Origin of the sequence: Mucilaginibacter sp. KACC 22773 (assembly GCF_028736215.1) — a bacterium.
Classification (GTDB): domain Bacteria; phylum Bacteroidota; class Bacteroidia; order Sphingobacteriales; family Sphingobacteriaceae; genus Mucilaginibacter.
Map to the genome: position 1 here is coordinate 3,551,545 of NZ_CP117883.1, position 12,584 is coordinate 3,564,128.

At 43.2% G+C, this 12,584-nt stretch carries 13 protein-coding genes; 5 read left to right on the forward strand and 8 right to left on the reverse strand.

Features of this window, described 5'->3' with window-relative positions:
* Positions 1-29: 29 nt before the first annotated feature.
* The 5 genes from bioB to ribD form a co-directional block, all read right to left on the reverse strand.
* Positions 30-1,031: a biotin synthase BioB gene (gene bioB / locus PQ469_RS14750; protein ID WP_090652680.1), complete on the reverse strand. Its 1,002-nt coding sequence runs from the start codon at positions 1,029-1,031 to the stop codon at positions 30-32.
* Between the two features lie 57 nt (positions 1,032-1,088).
* Positions 1,089-2,444, reverse strand: a complete 1,356-nt coding sequence (gene mgtE / locus PQ469_RS14755; RefSeq protein WP_274213649.1) for a magnesium transporter — start codon at positions 2,442-2,444, stop codon at positions 1,089-1,091.
* 106 nt (positions 2,445-2,550) lie between these two features.
* Complete coding sequence (locus tag PQ469_RS14760; RefSeq protein ID WP_274213650.1) at positions 2,551-3,165, reverse strand: IMPACT family protein; 615 nt, start codon at positions 3,163-3,165, stop codon at positions 2,551-2,553.
* A gap of 71 nt (positions 3,166-3,236) precedes the next feature.
* On the reverse strand, positions 3,237-4,127 hold the full coding sequence (locus tag PQ469_RS14765) for an EamA/RhaT family transporter (protein WP_274213651.1): 891 nt from the start codon (positions 4,125-4,127) through the stop codon (positions 3,237-3,239).
* Positions 4,128-4,284: 157 nt separating this feature from the next.
* Positions 4,285-5,331 carry a bifunctional diaminohydroxyphosphoribosylaminopyrimidine deaminase/5-amino-6-(5-phosphoribosylamino)uracil reductase RibD gene (ribD, locus tag PQ469_RS14770; RefSeq protein WP_274213652.1) on the reverse strand — a complete coding sequence of 349 codons (1,047 nt, stop codon included), beginning with the start codon at positions 5,329-5,331 and terminating at the stop codon, positions 4,285-4,287.
* A 33-nt stretch (positions 5,332-5,364) separates the two neighbouring features.
* On the opposite strand from ribD, the gene prmC reads away from it, so the two are divergent.
* Positions 5,365-6,294 (forward strand): peptide chain release factor N(5)-glutamine methyltransferase, encoded by a 930-nt coding sequence (gene prmC, locus PQ469_RS14775; protein WP_274213653.1) that lies wholly within the window; start codon positions 5,365-5,367, stop codon positions 6,292-6,294.
* Positions 6,295-6,661: 367 nt separating this feature from the next.
* On the opposite strand, the gene PQ469_RS14780 is transcribed toward prmC, so the two are convergent.
* The 3 genes from PQ469_RS14780 to PQ469_RS14790 all read right to left on the reverse strand — a co-directional run bounded on the left by PQ469_RS14780 (position 6,662) and on the right by PQ469_RS14790 (position 9,619).
* On the reverse strand, positions 6,662-7,774 hold the full coding sequence (locus PQ469_RS14780) for a hypothetical protein (protein WP_274213654.1): 1,113 nt from the start codon (positions 7,772-7,774) through the stop codon (positions 6,662-6,664).
* On the reverse strand, positions 7,771-8,409 hold the full coding sequence (locus PQ469_RS14785; RefSeq protein ID WP_274213655.1) for an ABC transporter ATP-binding protein: 639 nt from the start codon (positions 8,407-8,409) through the stop codon (positions 7,771-7,773). Before PQ469_RS14785 ends, PQ469_RS14780 begins: the two co-directional genes overlap by 4 nt.
* A gap of 232 nt (positions 8,410-8,641) precedes the next feature.
* Positions 8,642-9,619 carry a D-alanine--D-alanine ligase gene (locus tag PQ469_RS14790; RefSeq protein WP_274213656.1) on the reverse strand — a complete coding sequence of 326 codons (978 nt, stop codon included), beginning with the start codon at positions 9,617-9,619 and terminating at the stop codon, positions 8,642-8,644.
* A 230-nt stretch (positions 9,620-9,849) separates the two neighbouring features.
* Between PQ469_RS14790 and PQ469_RS14795 the strand changes: the two genes are divergently transcribed.
* From PQ469_RS14795 to PQ469_RS14810, 4 genes are all read left to right on the forward strand, one after another.
* Positions 9,850-10,641, forward strand: a complete 792-nt coding sequence (locus PQ469_RS14795) for a PASTA domain-containing protein (protein ID WP_274213657.1) — start codon at positions 9,850-9,852, stop codon at positions 10,639-10,641.
* Positions 10,622-10,930, forward strand: coding sequence for a rhodanese-like domain-containing protein (locus PQ469_RS14800; RefSeq protein ID WP_274213658.1), 309 nt, complete (start codon positions 10,622-10,624; stop codon positions 10,928-10,930). The genes PQ469_RS14795 and PQ469_RS14800 overlap by 20 nt, the downstream gene beginning before the upstream one ends.
* Positions 10,931-11,115: 185 nt before the next feature.
* The gene (gene mltG / locus PQ469_RS14805; RefSeq protein ID WP_274213659.1) at positions 11,116-12,168 is read left to right on the forward strand and encodes an endolytic transglycosylase MltG; all 1,053 of its coding nucleotides are present in this window, start codon (positions 11,116-11,118) and stop codon (positions 12,166-12,168) included.
* Complete coding sequence (locus tag PQ469_RS14810; protein ID WP_274213660.1) at positions 12,168-12,575, forward strand: acyl-CoA thioesterase; 408 nt, start codon at positions 12,168-12,170, stop codon at positions 12,573-12,575. Before mltG ends, PQ469_RS14810 begins: the two co-directional genes overlap by 1 nt.
* Positions 12,576-12,584 lie beyond the last annotated feature (9 nt).

Below are 12,584 nucleotides of genomic sequence, written 5' to 3' on the forward strand. Positions count from 1 at the left end.
GCGCCTTTCTTGTTTAAAACGGCAAGCAACTACCCCGCTGCTTCCATTTCTTTAACTTCATTTGGGCGGCCGTTTTTGAAGGCTTTGCGCGGTGTAAGGCCAAGCAGTTCAAACATGGCCATATCGGTATCAAATGATGGGTTTGGTGTGGTTAAAAGCTTTTCACCTGCAAAAATAGAACTGGCGCCTGCCATAAAGCAAAAAGCCTGCTCAACAGTACTCATTTCGGTACGGCCGGCAGATAACCGCACTACCGAACGTGGCATAATTATACGAGCGGTAGCAATCATCCTTACCATATCCCAGATAGGTACGCGGGGCTGATCGGCCAGTGGTGTACCAGCTATGGGCACCAAAGCATTGATAGGTACCGATTCGGGGTGCTTGGGCAGGTTTGACAATGTTTTCAGCATCGAGATCCTGTCTTCAACGGTTTCGCCTAAACCAACTATGCCACCGCTGCAAACTGTAATTTTCGCTTTACGTACGTTTTTAAGGGTATTTAACCTGTCGTCATAAGTGCGGGTGGTGATAATACGCTTATAATCTTCTTCAGATGTATCTAAATTATGGTTATAAGCATACAAGCCGGCATCTGCCAATCGTTGCGCCTGGCTCTCGGTAAGCATACCCAGTGTACAGCATACCTCCATATCAAGGCTATTAACAGCCTTTACCATGTCAATCACTTTATCAAAATCGCGGTTATCGCGCACTTCGCGCCAGGCGGCACCCATGCATAAACGCGATGCGCCACCGGCTTTTGCTTTTTCGGCAGCAGCAATAACCTCATCTTTAGGCATCATGGCATGTACATCTACACCGGTATTATAACGGGCAGCCTGTGGGCAGTAAGCGCAATCCTCAGAACAGCCGCCGGTTTTAATAGAAATCAGCGAGCTGATCTGTACTTCGGCGTAATCTTTATTTTCGCGGTGTACGGTTGCCGCGCGGTAAACCAGGTCGAGTAATGGGGTATGGTATATTTCGGCTATTTCTTCTTTTGTCCAGTCGTATCTTACTTCAGTCATATCTCAAATTTTGATGGTTCAAATTTATAATAATATCGTATAAAACGCCAGTAACGCTTAATGCTTCAACAAAAGCCTGGTAGCCAGGTACAAGGGCAATAAAAACCCGGCGCAATCGGTAAAGGTGGTAATAATAATAGACGAAGCCACCGCCGGATCTATCCCCACCCTTTTTAATACCAACGGTATAGATGCCCCGGTAATACCCGCGATGATGAGATTTCCTGTCATGGCTAAAAACAAAACGAGACCAAGCATGGGGTTGGCATCATAAAACAGGGCGATGCAAAAAACAACCAGTCCGTTGGCGGCCCCGTTAAGCATGCCTACTAAAAATTCTTTTAATACTGTATTATATGCCTGGCTATCGGTAAGGTTACTTAACGATATACGCCTGACTGTTACCGCAAGGGCCTGCGTGGCTGCATTACCGCCCATACCTGCTATAATGGTCATGTAAGCGGCTATGCCTTTCACCTGGGAAACGGTATCGTCAAAATGCCTGATCACCGATGCGGCCAGGTAAGCAGTGGCCAGGTTAATAACCAGCCATGGCAAACGACTTTTTACGGCATCTTTCCAGTTACCGCTCAATTCCTCGTCTTCAGATACACCCGAAATCTTTAATATATCTTCGGTATTTTCCTGCTCCATTACGTCGATGATATCATCAACGGTAACCCGGCCAAGCAGCTTCATATGGTCATCAACAACCGGGATGGTTGTTAAATTGTATTGCGATATTAGGCGGGCAACCTCTTCCTGGTCAAGCTCGGCCCTTACATATACAGGGTCGCGTTTTACCAGGTCGCTCACTTTGGCATCCGCATGGGCTTTTATAACATCTTTTATCGAGAGGATGCCTTGCAAGGTGTCGGCATCGTCAACCACGTAAATGGTATAAAACTCCTCCATCTCTTCCGATTGGCGAATGATCTCGTCCAGTGCCTCTTTTTTATCCAGCCTGATGTTTACTTTGATGAGTTCGGAGTTCATCAAACCGCCGGCAGTATCTTCGGCATAGTTCAAAAGCGCGCGGATGCTGCTGGCATCATCGGCATCAATATCTTCTAATATTTCCTGCTGCTCATCTTCATCAAGCTGGGATATGATGTCGGTTGCATCGTCATAATCCAGCTCTTCAACTATCTCGCTTCTTTTTTCAGGGTGGAGGTTCAGGAGCAGCTCGCCGGGGCTGTGCTCCTCATCCATTTCGGATAAAACTTCAGATGCAACGTCAGTCGGCAGGATATTGATGATCCTTTCCTTATCCTCCTGCTCAAGCTGTTCAAACAATAAAGCAATCTCCGAGGCGTGATATTCCTTCAGAACTTTCTCTAATTCAGCATCATCGGCCTCAAGAGCCGTTTTGATGCGGAGGAGATCGGTTTTATCTAAGTCAAAAGATTGCATATCCGACGAAAATAAACATTTATGCCGCAATTACGACATTAAAATGAGGTTAAATCGGGGCTATTTTCGAGGTGTGTTGGTCTGTCACCCCTTGACGTTTAAAAAACTACAAACTATAATCATACTTCGCCTTTAACCCGGCCACCTTTCCTAATTTTCCCAAAACCTGCTCCACTTGCATTTTGCGAATAGATAGCTGCATACTACAATCGTTATCAAACTGCTGTTCAAGCACCGGAAGATTCTCTTCTTTGATAATCCGCATCACGTCATTCATCTGCAGGTAATCAAACTTAATGGTGTAAATATCATTCACCGTTTTTTGGATGATGATGGCCAGCTTCAGGGCTTCTTCTGTAGCTACCTTGTAGGCGTTTATTAACCCTGGTACCCCAAGCAGCGTACCGCCAAAATAACGCACTACAACCACCAGGATATTGGTAACATCTTTTGACAGCAGGATATTTAATATTGGCCGGCCGGCGGTGCCCGATGGTTCGCCGTCGTCATTCACCCGGTAAACAGACCTATCGGTCCCCAGGCGCATGGCCCAGCAATGGTGGTTGGCTTTGGGGTGTTCGGCTTTTAATTTGGCTACAATGACTTTAATATCATTATCGGAGCTGATGGGATAAGCAAACCCCAGGAACTTGCTGCCCCTATCACGGAATATACTTTCGGTCGGTTTTTCGATGGTTTGATAGGTATCGTCAAAAAGCATTATTTAGGAGCTAAAAGCTGAAGGCTTAAAGCGGAAAGCATTGAAAAGCCATTCATGAGTACAACATTAAATTACAAATGCAAAAAGCCTAATGTTTGCGGGAAATAAATAATAACAATAGCCAATATAGCTACCAATAGTCCTATTTTGTTAAGTGTGCTTAATTTCTCTCTAAATACAAGCATACCTACCAGGGCTCCTACAACAATAACCCCAATATTCATTGACGAAAACACCGATGACGGGTTATTTGCCAGGGCTTTGTGCGCCTTCAGATAAAAAAGAATATTACCAAAATTAAACAAACCCAATACCCAGCCAATGAGTATATGCGGCCATGAGAAACGCATTTTTTTTGTGAACACCTGGTATAACAAGCCGATAAACGACAACGTAAACGCAAGAATAAAGACAATAAAAATGGCTGTAGTAAAAGGCACGCTGTTAACTTTAGTGATCTGCTTCAGCAATACATCTATAATTCCGAACCCCAGGAAAACAATAAGCAGATATATCCAAGAACCCTTTTCTGTATTTTTATGATTAGGCCTGCCCGTTGTTTTTTGCCATGGAATTGTACAAAATATGGCAATAAACGCCAGGGCGATACCAATGATCTTTATTGTATTTGAAGCCTCGCCAAATATCAAAAAGGCCGATATAATGGGAATAAACAGCGATAAACGCTGCGCAACATCTGTACGTACAATACCAGCCCTGCGCACCGATGCAGCCATAGCCAAAAACACAGCGGGAAATAAAACTCCAAGCGCCAGGTAATTAAATACAGGTGTATTTTGCAGGCCTGCAAGCGATGGCCTGTAAAAAAGCCAGGTAAGCATGATGGCCATCGAATAATTCCAGGTTACCGCCTGGTAAACGTCAATGTGGTACCTTTTGGCCAGCTTAAGCATAACCGACACAATAACACTACAACAAATACTTAAAAAAACAAATAGCATAATTGGTGGTGTAGAAGAGTCAAGAATAAAGAGTCAAGAATTAAGAAAAAAACCATTTTGATTTTCCATCATCTGATAAGGCTTGACGCTTATCATCGGGAGTATTTGCCAACCCCTATTTTCTTCTGTCTTGATTCTTGACTCTTATTTTTAATTCTTATTGGTTGTATAACGTTTGTAAACGGTCTTCTTCAATGAATGATTCGGCGGCAAGTATACCTGTTATTTGTGGTGATTTTATGCCTTTTGATAAAACAGTTTTGCCGGTAAAAATGCGGGCCTCATCCCAAAGCCCGGCATCAATAAACACCTGCAGGGTATGCGCACCTCCTTCAATGATCACCGATTGAATGTCTTGTAAATATAATTGGTACAAAATGTATTGAGGCACATAGCGGTCAAAATCCTCTAATGCAATATACTTGTTTTTTCCGTCGGAATTAAATTCTATTTCATTAAAAATCAGTGTTTCAATAGATTGATCAAATACATTGGCCTCTTTACTAAGTTCCAGCCTCCTATCTATCACCACCCGTTTTGGCGATTTTCCTTCCCAGTACCTTACGTTTAATTGCGGGTTATCAATGGCAACGGTATTTTTCCCAACCAAAATAGCATCCTCCTCGCTGCGCCATTTATGTACCAGCTTGCGCGCCTGGGTGCCCGTTATCCAAAACTGGCTCCCATCACCAGGCGCAAAAAAACCATCGTTGGTTTGCGCCCATTTCAATATAATGTATGGCCGGTGCTTTTGTACTTTGGTAAAAAACCGGCGGTTAAGCCACTGGCATTCTTGTTCCAGCACGCCTGTTATCACTTCAATACCGGCAGCTTTAAGTTTTTCAATTCCTTTACCATCAACCTGGGCAAAAGGGTCGCGGGTGCCAACAATTACCAGGGGAATTTGATGTTCAATAATCAAATCGGCACAGGGTGGTGTTTTACCATAATGTGCACAGGGCTCTAATGAAACATATATGGTTGATTGCTTTAACAGTTGGGCCGCGTTATCAAATTTAGCCGTTACCTGCGCAATTGCGTTCACTTCGGCATGGGCCTGGCCATATCTCTGGTGATAGCCCTCGCCTATTATTTTGCCTTCATGAACAACTACCGCGCCTACCATCGGGTTCGGGCTCACCTGCCCGGCACCAAGCTGGGCAAGTTCAAGACAACGCTGCATAAAAATTTCATGTTGAACCATGCTGCAAAAGTAGCTTTTATGTTACTTTGTTGCATGATTACCATAAAGGATGTTTTTGAAGATTACAAACAGCTGAACAAAGTATATGACGCTAACGAGGTAGAGTCGCTTACTTTATTAACTATCAGCCAGGTAACCAACCTGACAAAAGCATCTGTTAAAGCATTTCCGGAACGGGAGCTAAATGAGGAACAAGCCCAAAAGCTAAAGAATATTGCTGCCGAACTGATAACCGGCAAGCCCATTCAATATATTTTAGGCGTTACCGAGTTTTATGGACTACCGTTTAAAGTAAATCCCAGCGTACTTATCCCCCGCCCCGAAACAGAAGAACTGGTAGAGTGGGTATTGGCAGTTTGCAGCGGGCGGTTGGCAGTGGGCAGTTCTCAGTGGGCAGTTGGCAGTGGGCAGTCGGCGATTGACAATAGGCAGTTTGCAGGGAGTATATTGGACATTGGCACGGGGAGCGGGTGTATCGCTATCAGTTTAAAAAAGAATTTACCACAGGCACAGGTCTCGGCAATTGATATATCCGAAGGTGCGTTGCAGACCGCAAAAGAAAATGCTGACTTAAATGATGTTCAAGTGCAATTTATCCAGGCTGATATTTTAGACGCAGCAACCACTCACCACTCACCACTACTCACCGCCCACCAAATCATCGTCAGTAACCCGCCTTATGTAACGCTGGACGACAAAAAACAAATGCACACCAACGTAACCGATTTTGAGCCCCATACTGCGTTGTTTGTACCCCAGGATGATCCGCTGTTGTTTTACAGGGCTATTGCAGATTTTGCTTCGGGTAACTTAACCGCCGGGGGATATTTATTTTTTGAGATTAATGAGAGTTTAGGTAATGAAACCGTTGCATTATTACGCGATAAGCACTTTACCGATATTGAGTTGCGACAAGACATGAGTGGCCGCGACAGGATGATTGGTTGCAGGAGCCCCCTCTAAACGGCGAAGCCCTCATTGGCTCCTTCAAAAATCAAATTAGATGCTAATAATCTCCTCCGGATGGGGAGACTTTAATTACAGCATTAAACGTTGAAGGTATTTTGAGAACCTGTTTAAATTTGATTTAGATTATTTATGTATCAAATAAAAATCATTGCCGTTGACTTTAGTCAACGGGATAATGACTAAAAGGCGAATGGCTTTAGCCAAACTCCACTGAATAATTTGGCTAAAGCCAGCAATGATACCTTCTTTTACCGTTGACTAAAGTCAACGGCAATAAATGAATCTCGTTTTTAGCCAGCTTTTAAGATAAATATCTATTTTTTTGATCCTTGGTTGAATGATATAGTGTTTCTTCCAAACCTTACTTATTCTTAACTACCATCCCTTGGTAGTTATAGTAATTAAAATAAAAAAACAGGTAAGCCACACCCAGGTTAAGCGGTATCAACACCCAAAGCAGGTGAAACATAATTACCCAAAACAGTACAATAAATAAGGCCAGTATCCATTGAATATATTTATCCATATTTAAGCCAAACCAGTAAAGCAGGCAGTGGAAAAGCATGGCTATACTTAACCCTGCCAGTAATAATTCCACAGCCATTAAAGGGCTAAAACGGCTAAACAGCCAAACACTTTCGGGTATTAGGATAAAAAAGTAAACACCCGCAAAATTCAGGAACAGCCTGAACCTGCTATAGGGCAGGTTACGCGAAAACCTTAAACGCGTTTCTTCAAACCTATGCGCCTCAAATATCAAAACCACATGGGCAGTTATTACAGCCAGGATGGCTATCCCGGCCAACCGTAAATCATTCTTCACATCGGCAAATAAATAAAAAACACCGGTTATAATTAACCACGACAATGCTTTGGTAACAAAGTATTGCACTTTAAGCTTATCAAAAACATGATAGATGTACAGGCTAAAGTATGGCTTGCGCCATTTGTTGCTCAGCTTTAACAAAAAGGATTGGCTGCTGCCGTCAACCAGCCGGTTTAATATCCGTGTATATATTAGTGCGCTCCACCAAACCATGGCCACTAAAAACAAAACCATCGCGGCAGGCAGCAGATAGTAATGATGCACTACACCTACGCAAACAGCCATTACAGCGTAAATGATAACCGGGCTTAAAATAATGGCTTGTGTATAGCCCCAGCTTTTTAATTGATGCTTGCGGCTTAGCGCATTGCTGCTGTAAAATAAAAACTGCTTTTCGGGCGCCAGTAATTGCACCGATACATAGTGCCAGCTTTTAAAAACGTATAACAGCCAGCCGCCGATAACTACCGCCAACATTACAGGGCTGCTGCACATGGCCACCATTAACGATTCATGGTAGCTGATGAGCATATTGCCTGGCACACAACCAACCAATATAAAAAATACAAAAAGCAAAACAGGCGCGTGCACCTGGTAAAAACCAAATGCAAATACTTTTACCAGTACATTGGTTAGCGGCCGTTTCACAGTGTTATCGACTTTAAGGTTTGCCCTTCAACCAGTAGTTCGCCCGCTGCAGGCAACTCCTCAAGCTCAAGCGTTTGGTGCGATGAAAGCAGGAAGCTGGTACCTTGCTGAAGATGCCGCTCGGCAATCCAACTGTTTAAGATTTTTAAAGATGCGGTATCAATGGTAATAAGCGGCTCATCTAACAGGATCAATTTAGGATTGCCCAGGAACGCCAACACCAGCGACAATTTTTTAAGCATCCCGCTGGAGTAAGTCCCCAAAGGCCGACCAACGTAGCTTTGCATCTGCATGGTATTTATATAATGTTGCTCCTGCCCTTCCGGGGCGTCCTTTGCCTGCGCAAAAAGGGCAATCATCTCCTTACCAGTCAAAAATTCGGGGAACACGGGTTCAGCTTCGGCAAAGTTTACCAGTTTGCGGTAAGCCACAGGTTGTTTTTTTATGCTGATAGCGTTATCCAACAAAATATCACCATCAAAAGATAAAATACCGGCGATGGACTTTAGCAGCGTACTTTTACCCGAACCGTTAACTCCCTTTATCCAGTAAACTCCCGGACTGATGGTAAGTTCGTCTATTTTAAGGGCCGGGAAACCACCGTAGAGTTTTTTAAATTTTATGAATTGCAGCATTGTTGGTTTGATAGTAAAAGAAATGCAATGTTACACGGAGATACTTCAATTTTGTAATCAGTCAAAGTGTACCACCCTGTACCAGGGTGTTTCAGGGTGTTTCACCCCGTACCAGGGTGTTTCAGGATGTTTCAGCCCGTGCCAGGGTGTGTCATCCCGTACCGGTACACACAGTTTGCTGGTTATATATGGTACCGAAAACAAGGGGTTAATTCTGACAGATCTTAAATTCCTATATCGCTCCTTCTATCAATGTACCGTAAAATTCGCCCAGATCCATACCCGCAGCCCTAACCTGTTGCGGTATAAGGCTATTAGCAGATTGGCCTGGCGTTGTATTAATCTCAATAAAATAAAAATCGTTACTGCCTTCCAGCAAAATAAAATCAACCCGTACCATGCCTTTGCAATTGAGGCGGATATAAACTTCGGTTACAATATCGGCTATCAGTTCAACCTGTGCGGCCGGCAAATCAGCCGGGGTTACCTCTTTGGTTACACCAGATGTGTATTTGGCTTCGTAATCAAAAAAATCTTTGGTGGTTAATATCTCTGTTGCAGGCAGCACGGTGATTTTACCATTCAGCCGGGCTATACCAATGCTAAACTCCCGGCCTTTTATAAATTCCTCTACCAGGATCTGTTCATCTTCATGGAAGGCCTTTCTTAAAGCATCGGGCAAGCCGGCAACATTATAAACCTTGCTCATGCCCACGCTGCTGCCACCATTATTGGGTTTGATGAACAACGGAAATTTAAGCGTAGCCGCTATAATAGCCACATCATGCATATCCTTTTCAAACAGGCGCATAGAATGGGCGGTATGCAGGCCATGTATCCCATTTACTATAGTTTTAGTATACGCCTTGTTCATGGTAATAGCCGACGTAGTGGCATCACAGGTGTTATAAGGTATGCCCAGCATATCCAGGTACCCTTGTATTTTGCCGTCTTCGCCGGGAGTGCCGTGTATGGTGATAAAAGCAAAATCGAATTTGATTTTTTCGCCATCCAGCGCAATGCTGAAATCGTTTTTATCAACATCAACAACACCATGGGCGGCTTCATGAATCCACCTATCGCGGTTTACATAAATGGTATAAACTTTATATTTTGAGGCATCAAGGCTGGCGGCAATATTTTTGGCGCTGTTTACAGATACTTCATACTCACCGGTAAAACCACCGGCCAAAAGGGCTATATTCTTCATATTTGAGTCAGAAAGTCCGGAAGTCGGTAAAGTCCGGAAGTAAGGCTCAAATTTAATAATTATATGATGCGTCTGTAATTTAATTAGTCTTTGTCAACGACTAAAATGCGCATCGTTGCAACAAACTCCGGCTTCCCGACTTTCGGACTTTTCTGACTTTCCGACTATCAAATCCGAAATTATCACTATGTTTGATACTTATTTGACTGTAATTATCCCTACGCATACCAATGAGCAAATTTGGTCTTTATTTAAAAACAAAATCTTTCCGTTATAACCTTTTAGGTGCAATTGTTACAGTAGTTGTAGTTGTTTTAATTGCCTTTTACAGCCTGGGATATTATACTAATCATGGATCCGGGATACCTGTACCAAAGCTGAAAGGCGAGAAAATTGATCGCGCTATGGCATTATTAAAAGAGCAGGGCTTTGGCTATAAAATAGATTCGGTTTATGTTGAGGATGTTGAGCCCGGCACCATTGTTGAACAGGATCCCGATGCCGGAACTAATGTGAAAGAAGGCCGCGTAATTTATTTAACCATGGTTACATTACAGGCGCCCCCCGTGGCCCTGCCCGATCTGGAACAGGCCAGCTACCGCGAAGCTACCGCTACCCTATCTAACTATGGCTTAAAAATTGGCGATACCACATACCGTTCGGATATTGCCCGCGACCGCATACTCGAAGTACGTTTTGGAGGGGTTGTTATTAAAACGGGGGCCAAACTGCCTAAAGGATCAAAAGTGGACCTTGTTTTAGGTGATGGCGCAGGAGCAAGCGAGGTAGCTATACCAGAACTGATTAATCTTGACCTTGACGCGGCACGTTTTGCCATTAAAGGCGCCGGATTAACAATGGGTACAATAACATACCAGGGTTCCATAACCGACTCCACCAATGTAGTTGTAACCGCGCAATACCCCATGAGAACCGACTCGCTGAGTAAAACCAGCATAGGTACACGCATGAATATTACTGTTTCACAAGGTGCAAAAACAAATGCAGCCCCAACAAATTAATGCAGCCGAACTGCTTGCCAGGATAACCCGGGGCGAACAACTCCATTTGATAGATGTACGCGAGGCTATTGAATATCAAACCTTTAATATAGGCGGGGTTAATGTCCCGCTAAGTACCCTTGCTGACAAGCTAAATAACCTGGGTTACAACAAAACCGATGAATTAATCGTTATCTGCAAGGTTGGCTTACGCAGCGAAACCGCTCAAACACTATTACTGCAAAACGGTTATCACAATGTTAAAAACTTAACAGGCGGATTGATTGCCATTCAAAAAATCAGACACTAATTGGAACTAATTAAAGCGAATTGCACGAATTAAATTAATGAAAAAACACAGAGCTAACGGGTTGTCATCTGCCTCATAAAAATCAAATTAATTATCACCTTAATTTTCTAATTCATTTAATTAGACAACATTAGTGCAATTAGTGCGATAAAAACTAAATAATTACCATTTATAGCTAATTTATCATGACTGAGAAAAAGTCAAAATCAGGACCATTAAAAAAATTCATTATCGCATTTGTAATTGTGATTGTCATCATACTGGCAGGTGTTGGTGTAAACTATTACTATAAGTATTTTGGCCCCAATGTAACTGCCAAACAGGAGTATTTATACATACATACCGGCGCAACCTATGCCGACGTAATAAAAACAGTACAAAATGAAGGTATGGTTAAAGATACCGTTACCTTTAACTGGGCGGCTGTAAATATGAACTATACACACCGGGTTAAGCCGGGCAGGTATCACCTGCACGAAGGTATGAGCAACCGCAAGCTCATTAATATGCTGGCATCCGGCACACAGGAGCCTGTACAACTGGAGTTTCATGGTTTACGGCAGAAGGAGCAATTTGCCGGTTTTGTTTCCAAAAAAATCGAGCCAGATTCGGCATCCATCATCAACTTGCTTGATTCATCGGCATATGTGGCCAAATATGGTTTTACTACCGATAATGTGTACATCATGTTTATGCCCAACTCCTACCAAATGTACTGGAACACATCGCCCGATAAATTCTTTAAAAAGATGTATGCCAACTACGAAAAATTCTGGACACCGGAGCGTAAGCAGAAGGCTGCTGCACTTAACCTTTCCCAACAGGAGGTATCTGTGTTAGCGTCGATAGTTGATGCCGAGGCTTTACATGACGACGAGATGCCTGTTATTGCCGGTTTATATCTTAACCGCCTTAAAAAGGGCATGAAATTGGAGGCCGACCCTACCGTAATTTTCGCCTTGAACGATTTTACCATCAAACGGGTTTTAAACAGGTACCTGTCCTACAACTCGCCATACAATACTTACCTGCATACAGGCCTGCCCCCCGGCCCTATCATGATGCCATCTGTAAATGCTGTAAACGCCGTGCTTGATCATCAAAACAACGATTACATATACATGTGCGCCAAAGCCGATTTTTCGGGATATCACGCCTTTGCAAACAACGTTGCCGACCATTTAGTGAATGCCCATGCTTTTCAAAAAGCGCTTAACGAACGCAACATTAAAAGGTAATGTTTGAGCATACCACCAAAATACGGGTGCGGTACGGCGAAACCGACCAGATGGGCTATATGTACTACGGTAATTATGCCGAGTTTTATGAAGTTGGCCGCGTAGAAATGCTGCGCAGCCTTGGATTAACCTATAGCGGCATGGAACAGTCGGGCATTATGATGCCGGTGCTGGAGCTTAAATGCAAGTACCTGAAGCCCGCTTTGTACGATGAAGAAATAAGTGTAAAAGTGATTATGGATAAAATGCCCGGCATCCGTATTCATTTTCGTTATGAACTAACCAACGAAAAAGGCGAGTTGATTAATACCGGCGAAACCTTACTGGTTTTCATCAATATGAAAACAAACCGTCCCTGCTTGCCTCCTCAGGATTTTATAGATAAATTATTCCCTTTTTTTGAGTAAATTTGGTTA